Annotated in this window: 20 protein-coding genes and 1 other RNA gene; 8 read left to right on the forward strand and 13 right to left on the reverse strand. The window is 41.7% G+C overall.

Going from position 1 to position 20,501, the window contains the following annotated elements; genetic code table 11:
- Nucleotides 1-7 precede the first annotated feature (7 nt).
- The 4 genes from DBR32_RS06470 to DBR32_RS06485 all read right to left on the reverse strand — a co-directional run bounded on the left by DBR32_RS06470 (nt 8) and on the right by DBR32_RS06485 (nt 6,055).
- A complete protein-coding gene (locus DBR32_RS06470; protein WP_124635478.1) occupies nt 8-3,436 on the reverse strand; it encodes a hypothetical protein in 3,429 nt (1,142 codons plus the stop codon).
- A gap of 9 nt (nt 3,437-3,445) precedes the next feature.
- Nucleotides 3,446-4,606, reverse strand: a complete 1,161-nt coding sequence (locus DBR32_RS06475; RefSeq protein ID WP_124635479.1) for a hypothetical protein — start codon at nt 4,604-4,606, stop codon at nt 3,446-3,448.
- A gap of 70 nt (nt 4,607-4,676) precedes the next feature.
- Nucleotides 4,677-5,681 carry an FAD-binding oxidoreductase gene (locus tag DBR32_RS06480; RefSeq protein ID WP_124635480.1) on the reverse strand — a complete coding sequence of 335 codons (1,005 nt, stop codon included), beginning with the start codon at nt 5,679-5,681 and terminating at the stop codon, nt 4,677-4,679.
- A 38-nt stretch (nt 5,682-5,719) separates the two neighbouring features.
- Nucleotides 5,720-6,055, reverse strand: a complete 336-nt coding sequence (locus DBR32_RS06485) for a YkvA family protein (RefSeq protein ID WP_124635481.1) — start codon at nt 6,053-6,055, stop codon at nt 5,720-5,722.
- Nucleotides 6,056-6,228: 173 nt separating this feature from the next.
- Here DBR32_RS06485 and DBR32_RS06490 point away from each other — a divergent pair, with 173 nt between their 5' ends.
- From DBR32_RS06490 to DBR32_RS06500, 3 genes are read left to right on the forward strand one after another with little or no spacing between them, the layout of a single operon-like run.
- Complete coding sequence (locus DBR32_RS06490; protein WP_124635482.1) at nt 6,229-6,861, forward strand: outer membrane lipoprotein carrier protein LolA; 633 nt, start codon at nt 6,229-6,231, stop codon at nt 6,859-6,861.
- Nucleotides 6,839-7,528 (forward strand): hypothetical protein, encoded by a 690-nt coding sequence (locus DBR32_RS06495; protein WP_124635483.1) that lies wholly within the window; start codon nt 6,839-6,841, stop codon nt 7,526-7,528. The genes DBR32_RS06490 and DBR32_RS06495 overlap by 23 nt, the downstream gene beginning before the upstream one ends.
- Nucleotides 7,512-7,883, forward strand: a complete 372-nt coding sequence (locus tag DBR32_RS06500; protein ID WP_124635484.1) for a 3-hydroxyacyl-ACP dehydratase — start codon at nt 7,512-7,514, stop codon at nt 7,881-7,883. Before DBR32_RS06495 ends, DBR32_RS06500 begins: the two co-directional genes overlap by 17 nt.
- Nucleotides 7,884-7,941: 58 nt before the next feature.
- Here the strand turns inward: DBR32_RS06500 and DBR32_RS06505 are convergent, their stop codons facing one another.
- From DBR32_RS06505 to DBR32_RS06535, 7 genes are all read right to left on the reverse strand, one after another.
- Complete coding sequence (locus DBR32_RS06505; RefSeq protein WP_199724380.1) at nt 7,942-8,328, reverse strand: DUF805 domain-containing protein; 387 nt, start codon at nt 8,326-8,328, stop codon at nt 7,942-7,944.
- Nucleotides 8,329-8,468: 140 nt separating this feature from the next.
- The gene (locus DBR32_RS06510) at nt 8,469-9,872 is read right to left on the reverse strand and encodes a sugar transferase (protein ID WP_158605925.1); all 1,404 of its coding nucleotides are present in this window, start codon (nt 9,870-9,872) and stop codon (nt 8,469-8,471) included.
- A gap of 31 nt (nt 9,873-9,903) precedes the next feature.
- A complete protein-coding gene (locus DBR32_RS06515) occupies nt 9,904-10,764 on the reverse strand; it encodes a hypothetical protein (protein ID WP_124635486.1) in 861 nt (286 codons plus the stop codon).
- 93 nt (nt 10,765-10,857) lie between these two features.
- On the reverse strand, nt 10,858-11,547 hold the full coding sequence (gene radC / locus DBR32_RS06520; protein WP_124635487.1) for a DNA repair protein RadC: 690 nt from the start codon (nt 11,545-11,547) through the stop codon (nt 10,858-10,860).
- Nucleotides 11,548-11,555: 8 nt separating this feature from the next.
- Complete coding sequence (dprA, locus tag DBR32_RS06525; protein ID WP_158605926.1) at nt 11,556-12,647, reverse strand: DNA-processing protein DprA; 1,092 nt, start codon at nt 12,645-12,647, stop codon at nt 11,556-11,558.
- Between the two features lie 97 nt (nt 12,648-12,744).
- A complete protein-coding gene (gene sucD, locus DBR32_RS06530) occupies nt 12,745-13,617 on the reverse strand; it encodes a succinate--CoA ligase subunit alpha (RefSeq protein WP_124635489.1) in 873 nt (290 codons plus the stop codon).
- A gap of 89 nt (nt 13,618-13,706) precedes the next feature.
- Entirely contained in the window at nt 13,707-15,320 is a 1,614-nt protein-coding gene (locus tag DBR32_RS06535; RefSeq protein ID WP_124635490.1) for a CTP synthase, read from the reverse strand.
- A 189-nt stretch (nt 15,321-15,509) separates the two neighbouring features.
- On the opposite strand from DBR32_RS06535, the gene ffs reads away from it, so the two are divergent.
- Both ffs and DBR32_RS06545 read left to right on the forward strand, forming a co-directional pair.
- An RNA gene (gene ffs, locus DBR32_RS06540) (signal recognition particle sRNA small type) lies at nt 15,510-15,608 on the forward strand.
- An 85-nt stretch (nt 15,609-15,693) separates the two neighbouring features.
- Nucleotides 15,694-16,242 carry a hypothetical protein gene (locus tag DBR32_RS06545; RefSeq protein WP_124635491.1) on the forward strand — a complete coding sequence of 183 codons (549 nt, stop codon included), beginning with the start codon at nt 15,694-15,696 and terminating at the stop codon, nt 16,240-16,242.
- A gap of 75 nt (nt 16,243-16,317) precedes the next feature.
- Here the strand turns inward: DBR32_RS06545 and DBR32_RS06550 are convergent, their stop codons facing one another.
- Both DBR32_RS06550 and DBR32_RS06555 read right to left on the reverse strand, forming a co-directional pair.
- Complete coding sequence (locus tag DBR32_RS06550) at nt 16,318-16,641, reverse strand: hypothetical protein (protein WP_124635492.1); 324 nt, start codon at nt 16,639-16,641, stop codon at nt 16,318-16,320.
- Nucleotides 16,642-16,796: 155 nt separating this feature from the next.
- Nucleotides 16,797-17,435: a DedA family protein gene (locus DBR32_RS06555; protein ID WP_124635493.1), complete on the reverse strand. Its 639-nt coding sequence runs from the start codon at nt 17,433-17,435 to the stop codon at nt 16,797-16,799.
- Nucleotides 17,436-17,573: 138 nt separating this feature from the next.
- On the opposite strand from DBR32_RS06555, the gene DBR32_RS06560 reads away from it, so the two are divergent.
- The 3 genes from DBR32_RS06560 to DBR32_RS06570 all read left to right on the forward strand — a co-directional run bounded on the left by DBR32_RS06560 (nt 17,574) and on the right by DBR32_RS06570 (nt 20,491).
- Complete coding sequence (locus DBR32_RS06560; protein ID WP_158605927.1) at nt 17,574-18,218, forward strand: rhodanese-like domain-containing protein; 645 nt, start codon at nt 17,574-17,576, stop codon at nt 18,216-18,218.
- A gap of 24 nt (nt 18,219-18,242) precedes the next feature.
- Nucleotides 18,243-19,031 (forward strand): ScpA family protein, encoded by a 789-nt coding sequence (locus DBR32_RS06565; RefSeq protein WP_124635495.1) that lies wholly within the window; start codon nt 18,243-18,245, stop codon nt 19,029-19,031.
- Between the two features lie 92 nt (nt 19,032-19,123).
- Nucleotides 19,124-20,491 (forward strand): hemolysin family protein, encoded by a 1,368-nt coding sequence (locus DBR32_RS06570; RefSeq protein WP_124635496.1) that lies wholly within the window; start codon nt 19,124-19,126, stop codon nt 20,489-20,491.
- The last annotated feature ends 10 nt before the right edge of the window (nt 20,492-20,501 follow it).

A 20,501-nucleotide genomic window follows, 5' to 3' on the forward strand; every position in this document is an offset into this window, starting at 1 on the left:
GCTTATTTTATTTACCCTGCACTTTTCTGAGGTATTCTTCTGCCATTTTTTGGTAAAAAGGTTTCAGTACCGGCACGGTAGTCCGGTATTGCTCAAACAGTTGTTGCTGCCGTTTCAGGTAGTCAGAAAGCTCTGCAGGCATTGGTCTTGGCGCATCTTTACCTGCTTCGGCACTACGTTTATTATCTTCTTCCTGCTCCTGAATGGCCTTTTCGGCTTCCAGCATACGGGTCAGGATTTCTTTATTGCGCTGAATGAGTTCATCGATGTTTCTACGGAAGACCAGATCGGTTTCTTGTTTATCCAATGCCGCCTGGATGGCCCTGATTTCATTGGTAACCTTGCCACCCATCCCTTTACTGTTCAGGACATCGATCAGCTCCTGCATCTGTTTCCGCAGCATGGCCTGTTGCTGTGCCAGGCGAGCGATCTGCTCTGCGGTGCCCTGGCTACCGCCATTTTGCTGCCCGTTCTGCCCTTGGCCTTGCCCATTTTGACCCTGACCGCTTTGTCCCTGACCAGATTGCCCCTGGCCTTGCTGGCCTCCGGGTTGCTGCCCCTGTTTCATTTGCTGCATGCCCTGCCCCATTTGTTGCTGACCCGTAATAATGTCTTTCATCATTCCGGAACCACTTCCCTGACCTTGGCCCTGGCCTTTTCCTTTTTTCGGTTTGCTCTGTCCGCCACTGCCACTCGCGCCACCTTGTTGTGATTGCATCAAATTACTGAGCAGCTCATTGAGCAAGAGGGCAAGGTTATTGGCCGCCGTCATGGCATACTGCTGACGGGGCAATATTTCGCCGATATTTCTTTGTTCAAAAGCATCGAGGGTACGCGCAATATTCTGATCCAGGTCAGATGTTTCTTTGTTGACGGTAGCTGCTATTTTAAAGATCCGCTTGCTTAAGGTATACAAGCTATCCTTGATCATCTTGGTGTTATTCTTTAATCGGTTCTGTTCTTTGGTCAACAGCAAATAAGATGGGCTATTAATGCTGGTTGTACGCACCAGTTTCATCAGGTTTTCCTGATCAAAGGAGAAACGAATAAGATTGGTCAGTAGTTGACGGGTCGCTTTTATATCGATATCCAATTGCTCCATATCCATACCGCCTGCCATATCCATCAGGCTTTTGCTCATTTCTGCCAATTTATTTTTGGCATTCTGCTGCGATTGCTTGGCCTTACTCTTATCGTTTTGCTGCAATTGCTGGCTGCTCTTATCCATTTCTTCACCAGCCTCTTTGCCCTGCTCTTGTGCTTTATCCAGCTTCTGCGGTTGCTCTAATTGTTCATTTTGTTTGGTAATCTCTTTCAACTCGTTTTGTAAAGCCTTATCCAGGGCATCTTTAATTTTTTCCTGTTCTTTCTTCAAGGCATCATTGGCTTTTTCCCCGGCTTCGGTTTCTTTCTGCAAGGCTCCTTCTCGCTTAGATAACTCATCCAGTTTCTGCGCCAGGGCTTCCATATTCATCTGCATTTCCAGCTTTTTCATCAGCTCTTGCATACGTTCCATATCCATCTTGAACAGTTTATTATTCTGCTCCATTTGCTGGAATTGATTAAGGGCATCGCGCTGGTCTTTCTTCTGCAGTAATTCCTGCAACTTTTTAATCTGTTCTTCCAGCTGTTTGTCTTTCAGGTTATCAATCTGTTCTTTAATAGATGCTTGCTTTTCCTTTATGTCTTCGCTGAAATTTTTGGCTTCACTTTGTTTCTGCTGTTCTTCAAATCGTTTCTTCAGGTTTTCCAGATTTGTTTTCAACTGCAGATTTTTATCCAGTACCGATTGCATTTTTTGGGTACGCTCCCAACTGGATTCACCCGATTCCAGCATTTCTTTCTGCATATTCTGCAATTCCTCTTTCAACTGTTCCGATTGTGCCGCACTGCTACTCATACTGGCATTCATCTTCTCTGCATTTTCGGCCATTGACTTATCCAGCTGTGTCAGGTTCGGCGCTTTCCAGGACATCACGGTGCTCTTACTACTCTTACTGCCGTTCACGCAATCATTATCCCAGGCTTCTACAAAGTAATTCACCTGGTATCCGGGTGCCAGCTTTAAGGTGCCGATATCGAAATAATGGGAGAAGGCAACAACTTGCCCTCCACTCTTCAGAGGAACTGATTTTGTACTCAGAATTTTATTTTCGGCATTAAGGATCTGGTAGACAAAAAGTGTCTGCCGCACTTCATAATCATCGCCGGCGGTACCGGTAATAAGGATTTGCTGTGCCAGTGTGGTATCTTTATTCACATTGATACTTACTTGCGGGTACTGATCTTCTATGGTTTGCACCTGGTATTGTAAGGTATCTACCCTGCCCTGCTGTTTATTTTTAAGAATCAGAAGATAGGGCATTGCCGACATAAACCGTATGGCACTGCTAAAGCGCTGCCCGTTTTGAGCAAGTAATTGGTTTACATTTCCGGCAATCACTTGTATTTCATCCGTGTGTTTGGTCTCCAGCTGCCATGCCAAGGTGGTACCAACCGGAACACTGACATCCGATAAGCCTTGTAAGGTTTCGCTTTTCTTACCGGTATAGGCAGGGTAATTCAGGGTCATGCGCATCGACTGTATTTCGGGTTTATGAAACACTTTGAGCTGATAGGCCTCTGAGTAGTAATCTGCCGCTGTAAGCCGGAAAGTTATATCCTGCGTCACTTTCGGGAAGGTATAGGTAAATTTGTTTTTGCCACTAGCCTGCATTTCTACCTGCTCACTCCCTAAAACGACAAACAATCTTTCGGGCAATTTGTCGCCCGCTACCGCCGCGATCAGGGTAAAGGCCTGCCCTTCTATTACATTCAGGTTTTTATTGATAAGCTTGAAGGTAAAAGGAGCGGGTTTGGCAAAGAAAACGGAGGGTTGTGATAAACGATAGCCCCCTTCTGTAAAGATCTTAGGTGCGATTAAAAAAACCCCTAAAGCAATGAGCAAAGGCAAGCCTAAGAGCGGTAAGTATTTTTTATTTTTACCCAAATCAATGGCCGATCCAAAGGGTAATATACTGATCTTAGCCGCACGCTGATCAATGCTGGCTGCCACCAGCTCCTCACTCTCGGATGCATTACCAGTCTGATGTTTTAATTGTAGTACATTCAGGAGTTTATCCTTCACCTCCGGAAAAAAATTGCCGACAATGACTGCTGCCTGTTCATGGGAAATGATTTTTCCCAATTGTTTCATTTTAAAAAAGGGAATCAGTACCCAGACAATCAAGGCCAGTAGTCCGACGGAGAAAAAGAAACCCAAAAGGGTCCATTTTACCTGAATGGAAAAGAAGAAAAAATACTCTCCTACAGTAATGAGTAAAAGGTATAATAGAACACAAGCTAAGAAGATAAGCCCGCCACGCATCAGCTGATTCGCATAATACTTACGAATGAAAGCGTCCAGCTTTTGCAGTAATAGGTCGTAGTGGCTCATCTTAAAAACTTACTTTATTTGTTTACGGACTCTTTTCAAGGCACTCATATATGCGGCATTGCTACTCACCGTATTGGCTGCTTTCTGGAAGCTTTGTGCCGCCTCTTTATATCTCAATTGCTTTTCATAAGCCAAACCGGTATTATAATGGGCATTGGCCTTATCCTGCGCAGTACTTTCATTTAAATTGAAAATACGTGTACTGGTTTCAATACACTCCTGATACTTGGCCAGTTTCAATTGCGAAAGGGCTATATTATTAATAATTCTGGGGCGCAGCATGCCACCGGCTTCATTAAGTGCTTTTTGATACAGCTTAATGGAAAGTTCGTATTCTTTCCGCGCATATGCTTTTTCTCCATGCTCTACATGATCAAGACCTGCCGGCATTGCGGCAAGGGCATCAGAAGGCACTGCAGTTGCGGTACTTTCCGGATCACTATCCGAGCCAAAATAACTTGTATACACCATACTGTTATAATCTACGATCTGATTGTTACGGTCAATGGTAAACACGCGCCAAAGATTCCCTAACTGTCCCGTAGGCACATAATATGTTTTGATCAAAGAATCACCCCGGTACACAAATACTTTAGCATTGCTCTTACTCAAAGCATCGCTTTGGTTTTTGCGGTTGGTATAGTCCCGCACCAGAAAACCGTACAAATCTGAAACACGTTCTGTAACCGTGATTGTTTCGGGTCCGTATCCATCTCTGTCGTCTACATCCAGGGCTGCTTTTGCACCCACTTTATTCCCATAGTACACATGTTGGTCGCCATATACGGCATGAATATCCAGATCGGCCGGCTGCTGTCCCCAACTCAGGACAACCCTAATGGATCCATTATCGGCCAGGGAAGGGCTCAAAGCATAGGTATAGCCTTGGCAAGGGCATTTCACGACGAGTGTCGAATACCCTTTTTTCTTGATAATAATCAGTGTATTTTCATCATCATCAAATGCTTGTCCCGTAACCATTTCGCCTGCAGCATTGGTTGTACCCAACACTGTTTGGCTGCCGTTTTTCTGTATATATACTTCTGCTCCTGTTACTACTGCGTCTTTGATGGTTGCATCCAGTACTTTTATTGTTGTTCTGTTTTGTGCCTGTACTTTAATACCGAAAACGAAAAGGGTCATCAGTATAACGTATCGCTTCAATGTCATATTGTTTTTGTTTTATTTCCGAAGGTCAAATATACTCGTTTTAGGGCTTTATCGCCATAGATACTACTTCTTAGTTCAGGAATTTATCTAAAACATGCTGCCAGGTGGCCGGTTCACGGTCCAGAAACTGCTGTACCCATGTGTGTATCCATTGCGGTCCGGCACTAAATCCTTTTGTACCCAAGCCATTACAGATTCCCAGCTGAGGTTGTTTAGGATGCCAGCCGATAAAAGGAATCTGCCCTACGGTAGTAGGCCGTTCGGCACAGACATGCCCCAGCACCCGGAAAGGAACTTTAAGCCAATCATTCAAAGCTGCTAAAGTATCTGCTTTCCATTGTTCATCGGGGATATGATCGGTAAAATGCCAGTTATAATTGCTGCCACACCAGTAACGGTTATCGCCTTTGGGAATGAGCCTTAGTTTGTCTTTATTAAAAATAATATTGTCCGGCAGGCCTTCGATGTCAAGATGCAGGACCTCGCCCCGATTGCGGGTAAACCGTAAACCTTGAAAAAGGGATGAGCCATGTGCCTGCACACCATTACAATAGATCACTTTATAGTAATGCTGTGCTTGATACAACACGTGTTCTGCATCAAAATGCAATTGCGTTTCATCGAAGTGCTCTTCTAAAAGCAAACCTTCTTTTTTCAGGAATATACGCCAGTGATCTAATAAGGTTTCATTATCTATCATGGCTACCGGAAAGCATTCATTGATTTTTGTGCATTCCCGGAAATATGCATCATAGGCTTTTATCCTTTCCGGTTGGTGTACTCTTTCCGAGTCAAAAAAGACCATAGTACTTTCGCGCACAAAAGGGGCGTCGAGCAAGGTTTCCATGGCCCGGTAAGTACGGATGGCGACCGTAAACATTTCGGTTCTCCTTTGTTCACCCACACCGGTTTTACCGGAAAAAGGATTCAATACTGCTCCGGAAGTATGGCTGGCGCTATTTGCGGCCGGTATATCAATCACTTTAAAGGGAATCTGTTTATTGTAGAGTTCGAAACTGAGTAAGGTTCCGGCAATTCCTTGTCCTACAATGAGAATAGGTTCATTTATCTGCATAAAAAAAGCCAGCTGTTGTTGCTGGCAAATTTAGATTTTTACTTCCACTTCGTGTTTAAAACTATGGGTTTCCCACTTTCGTATTGTTTCTGTTGCTGGTATTTCTCTAATTCTTTTTCCAAAAATTTAGATGCATAGGAAAACAAGATAAGGTCGTCGATCCAACCCAAGCCGATAATCCAGTCCGGGATAAGATCAACAGGAGATACGATATAGACCAATGAAGCCAAAAACAGCAAGGCTGTCATGACCGGAATCTTATAAGTACCGGAAAACACCTCTTTAAACATAGGCAGGATAATATTCCTTTTTTTAAACAAGCCATAAAACCTGCGTAAACGGCTAAATGGCATAGAAGCCCCTTTGTTTTTCAATTTTATATTATTTATTTGGTTAATGTACTATATAAGATATAAAATTATACCATAAGTTTAAAATGAAATCACAAATTTGCTTTGTGGGTTGCCCGCTTGTTAATTTAGGCGGATTTTAAAGGGATGGCTTTTAAAATCACGTACTTTTGCATTCGAAATGAACGCATTTGACTATGAAATTGTATAAAATACTGCTTACACTCGCGGCGGCCCTAAGTCTGCAAACAGCAACAGCACAGTTTACCGCCCTGAGCAACACTGCTGCAGTACAGCAAACACTAGCTGCTACTGCCACCAAAACACAAACCATCAGCAGTGATTTTACTCAGGTAAAAAACATGAAGATGCTTAATGATAAGGTAAGCTCAAAAGGAAAATTCTATTTTAAGCAAAATGATAAGGTACGTATCGAATACACCCAACCCTTCCAGTATTTATTAGTGATGAGTGGTGGTATGATCATGGTAAAGGAAAATGGAAAGGTATCTAAGATCAATACGAGAAATAGCCTGACCATGCAATCCGTCAACCGCGTGATGATGGATTGTATGCGCGGTACGGTGTTTAATAATAAAGATTTTTCGGTTAAGGCACTGGCTTCATCCACCCAATATTTATTAAAGCTCAGCCCGGTAAATACCGCGATGAAGGGCTTGTTTAAAAACATTGATGTATACCTGAATAAGGCAGACAACAATGTAAGTAAATTAGTGATGACGGAAAATAATGGCGATTATACGGAGATGATTTTTTCTAATAAAAAAATAAATACGGCCCTTGCTGATGCGTTATTTTCTGTTCGCTAGTCTCTTATTATTATCGGCTTGTAAGGTGCGCAGCTATCAGCAAGCGCAAGCAGTACCCGCTGCACAGAAAGCAACCTATCCGAGCAGCAGCTTATCCTTCCAACCAAAGTTTGATAAGGTTTTATATAATTGTGTGGTGGATGGCCGTAGCCCTTTGGGTAAAAAGTACCATCTCAGTGGTTTATTGTTTATCAAACAATTGGACGATTCCAGTACGCGTGTAGTCTTTCAAAACCAAATGGGCATTTCTTACTTTGATTTCGGCTGGAGTAAGGATAATACCTTTACGGTACATTCGATTATGCCGCAGATGGATAAGGCTGCCCTGATCAAAACCCTGAAAAAAGATTTTGAACTATTGTTGTTCAAGCATTTGCCGGATACTTATACTGGGATGTATCACATGCCTAAAGATCCGGGGAAGGTATATATGCGCTTCGCATTATCTAAAGGATTTGTGTATTATATTTTTGAGGGCGCTCAGCTACATAGGATTGAAAATGCTGATGAGCGTAAAAAGGTGATTGTGATGCAATTGGCTCCTACAGCAATTGGCACGCTACCGGAATCCGTTATGATCAATCATTTAAGGGCTCATTTCAGCATTCAGTTACAACAGCTGCAACCAAATCTTATTAAAGAAGAAAACGATGTTATTACAGAATAATTTTTTTGCCATTCAGGCGACTCATACAGAAGCGCAACGTATCGTAGCTTCTTGTACGATCGATCCGGAACATGCTATTTTCGAAGGTCATTTTCCCAAGCAACCGGTCGTGCCCGGTGTATGTATGGTACAAATGATTAAAGAAATTTTGGAACAGGGTATTGGAAAAAAATTGTTCTTAAGGGCTGCCAGCCAATTGAAGTTCTTACAATTGTTAGTGCCCCAAAAAGGTGCTATAATAACAGCTGACCTCTCCTGGAAAACGGACGATGAAAACAGGTATATCCTCACGGCCAGCCTGCTTTATGAAGAAAAAGCGGTGATGAAAATGAATGCGCATTTTACCGAGATGTAATCTTCGTTTTTTATATTATAAACAAAGGCTACCCTTGGTAGCCTTTGTGGTGTTTATTTTATTGATGAAACTGTTTTTGATCGAAATCGAATGAATTACCGGCCGGATTTCTCGGATCGGGGCCATATTCATTTTGGCCTTGCTGACCCTCTGTTGCGAGCAAGACAATGTTGTAAATAGGGATCAGGATAAACCAACCGCTTTTACCAAGATCATGCATTCTTCTTACGCCCGCAGCAATTGTCGGAAGAAACATTATCAATGCCAAAATACCGGGGAGTATCATCGAACCCATGGCACGCGAAATGAAGTTTACAATTAGGGCTATAATAAAATATCCAAGATAGTACCACCAAAATTGTGGTCTCGTATCTCTACCATTAAAGTTGGTATAATTTTGCAAGCCTCTTTTAAAATAATCAACCATGTTCATTTTAGTTTCCATACGCTTTTTTCAATTTATAAGTTAAAATAAATATGTATTTGTACTACAATGATAATAAAAATTATTAATGTATCATATTAATTTAAAATTATTTCACTCAAAAAAGAAGTAGAACTAAAGGCGAGGATATACGGGATATTTTATTTACCCCTACCCTGGAAGAGGACGATAAGGGTAAAGATCATGATTTTAAAATCGAGCATCAACGAGCAGTTTTCCACATACAACAGATCGTATTTCATGCGTTCGATCATCTGGTTTACGTTTTCCGCATAACCAAATTTCACCATTCCCCAGGATGTAATACCGGGTTTTACCCGATGCAAATAGCGGTAATGCGGATGGGTTTGGGTAATGATATCAATAAAGTGTTTTCTTTCGGGTCGGGGACCGACTAAGGACATTTCTCCTTTCAGTACATTGAAGAACTGAGGCAATTCATCAAAGCGCCATTTACGCATTACTTTACCCCAAGGGGTGATGCGCTGGTCATGGTCGCTGGAAAGGGCCGGGCCGTTTACTTCTGAATCGGTATACATAGACCGGAATTTCAAAATATAAAACGGATTCCCATTAAGACCGATACGCTCCTGCTTATATAAAATAGGGCCTTTAGAAGAACGTCTGACCATAATCGTGTTGATCAGGTATAAAGGACTTAATATAAAGATGGCAAATATGGAAACCAAAACATCAATCGCCCGTTTGATCACTTTTTGCCAGTTGGGAATCAGCTCGGGAGAGATGCTGAGCATGACGGTATCAAATACATTGGAGGTACGTACCGAACCGGAAATAATATCATACAACTCGGGCATTACCTTTACTTCAATAGGGCGATAGCTCAGTTTGACCAATATATTTTCAATCAGTTTACGTTCTGATGCCTCTAAAGCCACAACTGCTTCTTCTACTTTATATTGATCGATGATGGCTTCAATATTATCCAAAGTACCCAAATAAGGCAGATCAGGTATCATTTTGTGCGCATCCAGGGTCTGACTGTCTGCACTCACCAGGCCGACTACCTTATGTCCGATGATTTTCGGGTTTTCGATAATCTGGTTATATACAGAATTGGCTTTGCCATTGCTGCCGATAATTATGGTATTGATCCATACTTTCTGATCGATCAGTTGCTGTTTGGTTTTGCCAAAATAAAAGGTACGGACGAATAAGAGGATTAATAAATGAGCGAAGAAATACCAGGCGGTCACCTCAAAGAAATACTTAAAGCTGCCTGTATCATCTGCAAATATGTATAAACCGATAATGGTAATCCCAATAAAAGTACTGATAAAGCTGCGGAAGACTTCCTGTAATCTCGATTTTTTGAATACATCAAAATAAGTACCGGAAAGCCAGTATATCGTCAGCCAGAAAAAAGGAATTATAAGAAAGGTAAGCCAATAGTCTCTTGGGGAAAAGACATCGCTATAATAGATATCGGGGAAATCTTTTTTAAGCACCCGGTGCCGATGAAACCAGAATATAATCCATGCCCCTGCAGCAGTGATATAGTCTAATACCACTAATATATTCAAGGCGTCTTTTCTTTTCTTACTTAAATCCAATCTACGCTTCTATTTGTTTTAAAATTTCATTACTCAGTTCTACTGAATTGATGGCATCAAATATAGTAACTTTAATGACGCTATCCTGACTTACCGCAGAAATAAATGAGGTCAGGGCTTCATTTATCAGAACAGTAGCGATTTGGCCTTCTTCCGGGGAGCTATGCTCTAAAAGCGCTATTTCTGATGCATATGTTTTACCATAGAGGCTTATGTTATGTACCGGTTTAAGGGCGCAACTATTGAGTACGACGGTACCCACCGCACCGTTATCAAACTGTATTCTGATACTCACAATGTCTTTCTGATCGGTGTGTACCATAACCCCATTAGCATATATTTTCCGGACTTGCGAATGTAAGAGGTGCAGGATCAAGTCTATATGATTGTTCACCACTTCTGTCCATGAATAAAGCTGTGCCACCGTAGTATGCTTGTAATGCCATACGGACTCCATAAATTTTAGGGGCTGCCGGTTACGGGCCAGTTCCTGTATGCTATCCTGAAAACGAAAGTACAGACCAACCTGACATTTTACTTTTGCTTCCTGTATCAATTTTGCAATATGCAGGAGCTCGGTAATACCAATGACAAAGGGATTATGGATAAAAAGGTGTTTGTGAAAGAAAATCGCTTTGTAGATATACTGCACTTGTGCCGGGATGTCCAGAAAGATGTCAATAATATCTACCGCTTCTATAAGCAAATCGGCATTGTCATACTGTTGGGTACCGGCGAACACTGATTGGCCTTCTTCTGCTGCCAGCACATACCCGGTAACAACGACATGAGGTACTACCTCCCATTGTTGAATGCGTGCTGCCATAGAAGGTCCCGAACCAATAATTCCGATCTTTAACATAAATTCCCGATCCCAGATTTTCTGCAAAATACAGTTTACCTAAAATTAATCTGCCTTTTATCTTTAAAAGTTATCCCCTTACAATCCACAATATTAAATCAGGCCTTCATCTGCAAAGCTGTAATAGCTTTGTTCTGCGATTATTAAATGATCTACCAGCAGTATATCCATCAACATTGCCGCCTGTTTTATTTTTTGTGTGGTACGCTTATCTGCATCAGAAGGGGCCAGGCTACCCGAGGGATGGTTATGGCTAATAATGATTTTACTGGCTAAATGCTGTAACGCACTGCGCAGGATAAATTTTATATCTACTGTGGTCGCTGTCAACCCGCCGGAACTCACAAATTCCTGTGCAATGATGGCATTGGCCTGATTAAGGTACAGTACACAGAACTTTTCATGTTCAAAATCCTGCATCAGCGGAATAAGGATTGTTGCGGCCTCTTTGCTGGAGTTGATTTTCTCCCGGTGTAACGCATCAGCATATTGTCTTCTTTTACCCAATTCTAAGGCAGCAATGAGCGTTACCGCCTTTGCAGTGCCAATACCTTTAATTTCCTGTAATTGTTTGATTTTTAGTTTTGCTAGGGTGTTCAGATTTTGCTGCGCCAGTTTCAGCATGGAGCGACCCAGGTCTACGGCAGACTGGTTTTGGGCACCCGTAGCCAGTAAAATGGCAATCAGTTCTGCATCTGATAAGGCAGCCGCTCCTTTGAGGATGAGCTTTTCTCTGGGCTTGTCATCTGCCGCCCAGTTTTTAATAGAATTGTTGGCTTCCATAGTATGTTTTAGTTTAGTTTGTATCGTTTTCCGGGTAAGGTACTAATGATACCCTGAACTTCCAGCTGCAGGAGTATATTGGCCAATCCGGAGCTCTTCATGCCACTTTTCAATTGTAATTCATCAATATGGATGCACTCTTTTGCATCCATTAATTGTAGGATCTGTGTTTCGCCGGCACTTAAGTCTGCAAATAACTTAGTCTGTGCCGGACTTTTTATCTGCGTTTCTTTCCAGCCCAGAAAGCTCAGAACGTCATCGGCGCTGGTTACCAGCTGGGCAATCTGGGTCTGGATCAGGTAATTACATCCCAGAGAGCGGCCATCCGTTACCCTTCCGGGTACGGCGAATACCTCCCGGTTATATCCTAAGGCTAGTTTTGCCGTAATCATAGCACCGCCCTTTATATCGGTTTCAATCACAATTGTAGCATCGGTCATGCCGGCCACGATCCGATTGCGCATCGGAAAATTTTGCCGGTCCGGTATTGTTTCTGACCAATATTCTGTGAGTAAAGCACCTTGTTGCAAGATTTCCTTCGCGATAGCGTTATGAGCCGAAGGATAGATCCGGTCCAGGCCATGTCCCAATACACCAATAGTAGGAAGCTGCCCGCTTAAGGCCGCTCTATGTGCCAGTCCGTCGATCCCGTAAGCCATACCACTCACGACCGTGATGTTATATTCCTGTAGCCCTTTAATCAGTTCAAGGGTTATTTCTTTACCATAAGGTGTATTCTTCCGGGAACCGATAACAGCAATTTGCCTCCGGGCATTTAATGTGGTCTTTCCTTTATAAAATAGTAAGTAAGGCGCATCGGGTATTTCCTTCAGCTTTTGCGGATAATCACTATCCAGAATGGAGAGGGGTTTGATCTCCTGCCGGGCTATAAACTGTAATTCTTGCTGAATACGTTGTTCGTTGGCAGCAGCCTTTAGATGGCTGGCTCTAGTGGTACCGATATGGGTACTCAATACTTTTGTGCTCGCATCAAAAATAGCGGTAGCACTACCAAAATGGGTCAATAGTTTTTGTGCATAGGCATTGCCGATACCGGGGCAAAGCCCCAAGCGAAGCAAGGAGTGTATTTCTGTATTCAAAGGTTGTAGTTTTCTCCATAAATTTACTTTATCTATATATTAAAAACAAAAAAAGCGTTCCATAAATGGAACGCTTTTTTCTATATTCTGAAAAAGATTATTTTTTCAATACAGCAGCCATTGTTTTACCAATATCTGCAGGGCTGTCCACTACGTGGATACCACATTCACTCATAATTTTCATTTTCGCAGCAGCAGTATCATCTGCACCACCGATGATAGCACCGGCATGGCCCATACGACGACCCGGAGGCGCTGTCTGACCTGCGATAAATCCTACAACTGGTTTACGCATGTTATCTTTTAACCATGTAGCTGCTTCTGCTTCCATGTTACCACCAATTTCACCGATCATGATGATGCCTTCCGTTTCCGGATCGTTCATCAACAATTCTACGGCTTCTTTAGTTGTGGTACCAATGATTGGATCACCACCAATACCGATCGCTGTAGAAACGCCCAAACCTGCTTTCACCGCCTGATCAGCTGCTTCATATGTTAAAGTACCGGATTTAGATACGATACCAATTTTACCTTTTTCAAACACAAAACCAGGCATGATACCTACTTTGGCTTCGCCTGCAGTAATTACACCAGGACAGTTAGGTCCGATTAAACGGGTGTCCTTTCCTTTAATATACTCACGGGCTTTTACCATGTCTTGTACCGGAATACCTTCTGTAATACAGATGATGATTTTGATACCCGCATCAGACGCTTCCATAATCGCATCAGCAGCAAATGCCGGTGGTACGAAGATGATAGAAGTATCGGCTCCTGCAGTAACAACCGCGTCTTTTACCGTATTGAATACAGGACGGTCTAAGTGTGTTGTGCCTCCTTTATTAGGGGTAACACCACCTACAACGTTGGTACCGTATTCAATCATTTGCGTTGCGTGGAACGTACCTTCTGTACCGGTAAATCCTTGTACAATTACTTTAGAGTCTTTGTTGACTAATACAGCCATTGTGTTTATTTTTTGTTTTTAAAAAAATTATTTTTCTACTTTTTTGCTTGGCGAAAGTACAAAAAGATTGACAAACCTAAAAACGTAATTTACGCCATAGCCTTTTTGGCCTTAGCTGCTTTTACAAATGCAACGAATAAAGGATGCGGATGTAATACGGTGCTTTTATACTCAGGGTGATATTGTGCCCCGATAAAGAACGGATGATCTTTTAACTCGATGGTCTCTACCAAACCTGTTTCCGGATTTTTGCCGGAAGCAATCATTCCTGCAGCTTCAAACGACGGTAAGTAATCATTATTAAATTCGTAACGGTGGCGATGGCGCTCTTTAATCGTAGTTGTTCCATAAGCAACAGCCAATTTGGAATCGGGTAAGATCTCGCAGTTATAAGCACCCAAACGCATGGTACCGCCTTTTTGAGAAATGTTTTTCTGGTCGTCCATCAAATGAATGACCGGATTGGTCGTATGCGCATCCATTTCGGTAGAATGAGCATCGGTATGTCCTAATACATTCCTTGCAAATTCTACAGCAGCACACTGCATACCCAGGCAAATACCAAAGAAAGGAATCTTACTTTCTCTTGCATAGCGAATCGCTACAATTTTACCTTCTATACCGCGGCTGCCAAATCCCGGCGCGACAAGAATACCGTCCAGTTCTTCTAATTTTTCAGCCACATTATCATCCGTCAACAGCTCAGAGTGAATGTTTTTCACGATCACTTTACATTCATTCATCGCTCCTGCGTGGATAAAGCCTTCTAAGATCGACTTATAAGCATCCTGAAGCTCTACATATTTACCAATTAAGCCTACCGTAACGGTAGATTTCGGATAGCGTAATTTATTTAAGAATTCTTTCCAATTGCTCAGATCGGGCTCATCGCCCAAAGGCATGTTCAGTTTTTTCAAACAGATCTCATCCAACTTTTCTTTCATCATCTCCAAAGGCACACCATATATAGTATCGGCATCCATGGCTTCGATTACCGCATCTGTAGTTACATTACAAAATAAGGCAATCTTCTTTTTCAAGTCGTTATATAAAGAGTGTTCCGTACGACACACCAGCACATCCGGATGTACGCCGTTTTCACTCAATAATTTTACTGAGTGTTGTGTAGGTTTGGTTTTTAATTCTTTGGCTGCACTTAAATAAGGAATCAGGGTCAGGTGCACAACAATACAATTATCATCACCCATCTCCCATTTCAACTGACGAACAGCCTCTATATACGGCAGTGATTCGATATCACCTGCAGTACCACCCAGCTCGGTGATCACTACATCATATTCTCCATTCTCGCCCAAGAGGCGCATTCTGCGCTTGATCTCGTCGGTGATATGTGGAATTACCTGAACGGTTTTGCCCAAATAGGCTCCTTCCCGCTCTCTGTTAATCACATATTGGTATACTCTTCCGGTTGTTACATTATTTGCCTGAGAAGTAGGTACGCCCAGGAAACGCTCGTAGTGCCCCAAGTCCAGATCGGTTTCTGCACCATCGTCCGTTACATAACATTCTCCATGCTCATAAGGATTTAAAGTGCCCGGATCTACATTGATATAGGGATCAAATTTTTGAATGGTTGCTCTGTACCCACGCGCCTGTAATAATTTAGCTAACGAAGCGGCAATGATGCCTTTACCTAATGAAGAAGTAACCCCACCGGTTACAAAAATATATTTAGTGTTCATAATATATGTTCAATTAACCGGAAATAAATAAAAAAGAAACGAAGAAGAGAAAGCGTTTCAATAAGCGGTCGTGCAAAGATAAATATTTTTAAGAAACTGAAAGGGGTATTAAAACATATTTTATTCCTCTATTTAGGATTGCAAGGAAAAGAATTTTTCAGAATAAAAAAATTACCCTACCTTTGCAGCCGGCAAGTCTTATACGACCAGCTCCTATTGAAACTCCCCAGGGCAGGAATGCAGCAAGGATAGATGGTTGAGCGGTGCGATGTAAGTAACTTGCCTTTTTTTATGCCTGTCCCTTGACAGGTTATTTTTATTTATGTATTTTCGGCGCCATTTAAAATATTAAAAACGATAAGTACATAATCTCATGAAGAAGACATTTTGCCTCCTTGCTCTGGCTTTAGGCGCCCTCACTTTATCTGCAAAAGAAAAGCAAACCCTCTCTCATAAACAGGAAAGCTATACAAAACTGTTCGTCGGTCCCGGGATTGGGATCACCTATGGTGGTATTGTCGGTATAAAAGCAGAATTTCTCCCCATCAAGCAATTGGGCATTTTTGCAGGCGGGGGCTACTACCTGGTTAATCCCGGTTACAATGTTGGTGCCAGTTTTAAGATTTTACCCGATGCCCGGTTTTGCCCCCTGGTATATGGTATGTATGGTTGTAACTCCGCGATCAATATGGAGGGCAACAAATCTTATAATAAAGTGTATTCAGGATTCAGCACCGGTATCGGCGCAGACTTAAGGGTGGGCAAGAATAGTAACAAGCTGTTTTTCGGACTGCAGTACGGCTTCTGGAATTCCAAATTCAACGAGGATTTTGGTCGTATTAAAGCCGATCCCCGGTTCCATGTCACCGCAGAACCGGCTCATATAGGGCTCAATTTCGGTTTTAATTTCGCCTTAAATTAAGTTTCAGTTCAATCATAAATACGGCCGCGGAAAATGTTTTCCGCGGCCGTATTTATGATTGAATCTTTCTATTGCTTACTCTCCACCGGAAATTAAGGATGCACATGGTGCGCCTGCTTTTTCCATTTTCTCTGCTAATTCTTTATCTGGTTGTGCATCATCAGCCAGTTTGTCTAAGGTTTCGATATCTTTATCGGTAAGCACTTTCATTACATTATCGACATAACAATCACAGAATTTAGAAGCTTTTTCTTTTTCCATACCCATTTCAGCTATACCGGCAGAACATTCTTCTTTAGATTTTGTAGCAAAGTCTTTTCTTTTATCTGCTGCGGGGTTTGCCAAGGCGATATTTGCACACAATACAGTAGCACTCAAGGCTAATAATATCTTCTTCATTAGAATCGTTTTTATATTAATGATTCCACAATAATACTGCATTTCATATAAACAAGCAACAAAGCCAACTCATTCTTAACATCTATTAACGCAAAAGCGGGCTTTTCTATAAAAGCCCGCTTTTGAAGTATGATTTATGTTTTAGCTTATCAGGCTTACGCAACAGTCTTCTTTCTGTTCTTAAAGAACCCAATGATAATAGGCAATACCGAAATCAGGATGATACCTAAAACCACTTTTTCAAAATTATCTTTTATAATAGGGATATTACCCAGAAAATACCCTAACAAGGAAATACCCACTACCCAAAGCACACCGCCAATAACATTATAGGCAAGAAAAGTCACATACCTCATTTTCCCAATCCCCGCTACAAAAGGGGCAAAAGTGCGTACTATAGGCACAAAACGGGCAATAATAATGGTTTGCGGCCCGTGTTTTTCATAAAAAGCATGTGTTTTATTAATATAGTCTTGTTTTACCAATTGTCGGCCAAACAGGCGTAAACGAACAAATTTATCGCCCAGATATTTTCCGATCAGGTAATTACAGGCATCGCCCAGAATGGCTGCGACGAGCATTAAACCAATACTGGTATAAATATCAAGAGAACCCTGAGCGGCAAACATCCCAACGGCAAACAATAAAGAGTCTCCAGGCAGGAAAGGCATGATCACAAGTCCTGTTTCTACAAAAATAATCAAAAACAAAATCAGGTAAATCCATTGATTGTAATCTCTGATCAGGGTAATTAAATGCTGATCTATATGCAAAATAAAATCTATCAAACCCATGCCTATTTATTTTTTTAAGTGGGACAAAAATAGTTTTTTATTTCGTTTTAACAGTCGAAAGAAGTGATGAAATTATATGCGCTTAAAAAAAGTATCTTTGTAGCCTGTTTTATCAAAGAAAAATACTCAGATTTATATATGAAAGCGTTAAGTATTGCTGATTTTGAACAATTAAAAACCGAAGACACTTATATTATAGATACCCGTCCGGCCAGTACATTTACCCTGGGCTTCATTCCGGGATCTGTTAATATCGGTACGGAAGGCAAATGGGAAGAATGGATTCAGACACTTATCAAAAAGGATGCAAGCATCCTGCTGGTTACGGAAAAAGGCGCGGAAAAGAAAACCGCAGCAGCGCTGGAGACTTTGGGTTATACCGATATCAAAGGCTATCTGAAAGGCGGCTATAATCACTGGCAAGCCGAAGGCAAACGTATTGACATGATTATTGACGTGACTGCCGATGAGCTGGCACTGGATATTCCTTTTGACCCGAAAATAGCGGTGATCGATGTACGTACGGATGAGGAGTACCAAAGTGCACACCTCTTTCAGGCAGATAATTTCCCCTTAGCCGGTCTGGTCGATCCTTTTCAGATCGCTTTGCTGGATGATGAAGCCAATATGTATGTTTATTGTGGCGGTGGCTACCGGAGCGTGATTGCCTGTTCTCTGATGAAAAGAGAGGGTTTTCATAATGTTCGTAACATTTTAGGTGGCTTTAATGTGATCAAAGAAACACCAAACCTGAAGGTAGAAGTACCGAAAAAGAAAATATAATCTTTTATTGTATTGTTTTGATCTATGGCTAACGCGGATGCTTACTTTATAAAATTACCTCAGTTCGAAGGTCCTTTTGACTTGTTGTTGTTTTTCATCGAACGCGATGAGCTGGATATCTATAATATCCCGATTAATAACCTGACTAAAGACTTTCTGGCGTATATCCATAATATGGAAAGCCTCAATATTGAGATGGCCAGTGAGTTTATCCTGTTCATCTCAACTTTGATGCGCATCAAAGCAAAAATGCTCTTGCCGCGAAGAGAGCTTGATGCCACCGGAAACGAGATTGACCCGCGCCAGGAGTTGGTAGACAAGCTGCTGGAATATAAGCGCTTTAAAGAAGCTTCGGAGCAGATGGCCGCAATGGAGGCAGAACGCCTGCTCTTACAAAAACGCGGTAATATCCGGAAAGAACTGGATGCCTTGGGCCAGCAATATGCTGAGGGTACAGAAATACAAACGGTAACGCTGTATAAGCTGGTGAATACCTTTGAGCGGGTAATGAAGAAATTTCAGGAACGCCATAACAAACCTCAACACGTTATCGTCAAGTATAACTATTCCATGGAAGGGCAAAGAACCTATCTTACGGAGTATCTCTTAAACAGCGAAAAATCCTCTTTTGAAGAATTGTTTGCCCAAATGAACGATCGCATTCAAGCCATCTTTACCTTCCTGGCCTTGCTGGAAATGGTACAACAGAAAATGATCAACTTACTTGTGGGCGAAGGCCGTAATAACTTCATTTTTGAGCGTAATGATGAAGTGCCCCCTGTTATAATTATCCCGGAAGGGCCCGAAATGTAAGATTTATGTTATAATCCTTATTCACATAAGTATAATTTTGGCATATAAATTAATAATCCTACTTTCGTGTTCTTACCATTTCACTTATTTAAATGAACACAGATATACCTCCCTCGGTATTTTTAGTTACGACCCCCATTCATTCCTGGGAAATTCTCCTGACCATATTCTTAGTATTACTTAACGGATTCTTCGTTGCTGCCGAATTTGCCATTGTAAAAGTTCGGGTATCACAAATTGAAGTTCGTACAGACCTCAGTAAAGGTTTAGCCAATGTGGCAAAATCCATCGTTAATAATTTAGACTCTTATCTTGCAGCAACACAACTCGGTATTACCCTTGCCTCTCTGGGCCTTGGTTGGGTGGGTGAAGAAGTGATGACGGCAATGATCAAAAACGTATTTGATCTTTTAAACCTTAATATCTCCGAAGCAGCGGCCAATAAAGCGGCCATTCCTTTTGCCTTTGCGATTATTACGGTATTACATATTGTATTTGGAGAGTTGGCGCCCAAATCTCTGGCCATTCGCTTTCCTACCAATACAACGGTGTATGTGGCCTGGCCTCTCAAAATATTTTATTTCATATTCCGCCCGATCATCTGGACGATGAACGGATTGGCTAATGGTATTTTACGTTTAATCGGCATTAAACCGATGCACGGATCGGAAATCCACTCGGAAGAGGAATTAAAGATGATCATTACCGAGAGTCAGGAAGGTGGTGCTATTGAACAAACGGAAAGAGACCTGATCCAAAATGTATTTGATTTTGATGACAGAAGGGTATTTAATATTCAGACCTTGAGGAAGAATATTTCTGCCATAGACATCGATATGACCGTAAAAGAAGCGCTGGACTTCGCGATAAACGAAGGTTATACCCGCTTTCCCGTTTATGCAGAATCGCTGGATAATATTAAAGGATTGGTATATACCAAAGACCTGGTAAAGAAAATGCTGAGTGGTGAGGAAGAGGCGAATATCGCGGCCACTATGAGAAAAGCGACCTTTATTTCGGAAACGGCTAAGATCAAGAACTTATTAAAAGAGTTTCAACGTAAACATATTCACATGGCCGTTGTAACCAATGAAATTGGGGAATTGTGTGGTATCGTCACTCTGGAAGATATCCTCGAAGAATTGGTGGGTGAGATACAGGATGAGTATGATAACGAAAAACCGATTGTAGAAAAGACCGGTGAAACGACTTATCTGGTGAATGCGCACCAGCCGATTTCCGATATCAATAAATATATTCCTTTTAAGTTTGAAGAAAGCGAGCACTTCGATACCCTGGCCGGATTAATTTCGGAGCATTATGAAGGTGCAGAACAGCGAGAAGGTGAAAAATTCAAAATAAACGAATACGAAGTAACCATTATTAAGATGTACCGCAACTCTACGGAAACCGTCGAATTACGTGTCTATAATGAAGATGAAGATCTTCACAGTAAGTAAATACAGTATA

It is taken from the genome of Taibaiella sp. KBW10, from assembly GCF_003852495.1.
GTDB lineage: Bacteria > Bacteroidota > Bacteroidia > Chitinophagales > Chitinophagaceae > Edaphocola.

What these genes read in the sequence shown, in the direction of transcription:
- DBR32_RS06480 (WP_124635480.1), bottom strand. Translation starts at nt 5,681, where the DNA reads ATGCAGATAAATGAACCTATTCTCATTGTAGGACAAGGAATTGCCGGA.
- DBR32_RS06475 (WP_124635479.1), bottom strand. Translation starts at nt 4,606, where the DNA reads ATGACATTGAAGCGATACGTTATACTGATGACCCTTTTCGTTTTCGGT.
- DBR32_RS06550 (WP_124635492.1), bottom strand. Translation starts at nt 16,641, where the DNA reads ATGAAGAAGATATTATTAGCCTTGAGTGCTACTGTATTGTGTGCAAAT.
- DBR32_RS06555 (WP_124635493.1), bottom strand. Translation starts at nt 17,435, where the DNA reads ATGGGTTTGATAGATTTTATTTTGCATATAGATCAGCATTTAATTACC.
- DBR32_RS06500 (WP_124635484.1), top strand. Translation starts at nt 7,512, where the DNA reads ATGTTATTACAGAATAATTTTTTTGCCATTCAGGCGACTCATACAGAA.
- DBR32_RS06565 (WP_124635495.1), top strand. Translation starts at nt 18,243, where the DNA reads ATGGCTAACGCGGATGCTTACTTTATAAAATTACCTCAGTTCGAAGGT.
- DBR32_RS06535 (WP_124635490.1), bottom strand. Translation starts at nt 15,320, where the DNA reads ATGAACACTAAATATATTTTTGTAACCGGTGGGGTTACTTCTTCATTA.
- DBR32_RS06495 (WP_124635483.1), top strand. Translation starts at nt 6,839, where the DNA reads ATGCGTTATTTTCTGTTCGCTAGTCTCTTATTATTATCGGCTTGTAAG.
- DBR32_RS06515 (WP_124635486.1), bottom strand. Translation starts at nt 10,764, where the DNA reads ATGTTAAAGATCGGAATTATTGGTTCGGGACCTTCTATGGCAGCACGC.
- DBR32_RS06570 (WP_124635496.1), top strand. Translation starts at nt 19,124, where the DNA reads ATGAACACAGATATACCTCCCTCGGTATTTTTAGTTACGACCCCCATT.
- sucD (WP_124635489.1), bottom strand. Translation starts at nt 13,617, where the DNA reads ATGGCTGTATTAGTCAACAAAGACTCTAAAGTAATTGTACAAGGATTT.
- DBR32_RS06470 (WP_124635478.1), bottom strand. Translation starts at nt 3,436, where the DNA reads ATGAGCCACTACGACCTATTACTGCAAAAGCTGGACGCTTTCATTCGT.
- DBR32_RS06490 (WP_124635482.1), top strand. Translation starts at nt 6,229, where the DNA reads ATGAAATTGTATAAAATACTGCTTACACTCGCGGCGGCCCTAAGTCTG.
- DBR32_RS06545 (WP_124635491.1), top strand. Translation starts at nt 15,694, where the DNA reads ATGAAGAAGACATTTTGCCTCCTTGCTCTGGCTTTAGGCGCCCTCACT.
- DBR32_RS06560 (WP_158605927.1), top strand. Translation starts at nt 17,574, where the DNA reads ATGAAAGCGTTAAGTATTGCTGATTTTGAACAATTAAAAACCGAAGAC.
- DBR32_RS06505 (WP_199724380.1), bottom strand. Translation starts at nt 8,328, where the DNA reads ATGGAAACTAAAATGAACATGGTTGATTATTTTAAAAGAGGCTTGCAA.
- radC (WP_124635487.1), bottom strand. Translation starts at nt 11,547, where the DNA reads ATGGAAGCCAACAATTCTATTAAAAACTGGGCGGCAGATGACAAGCCC.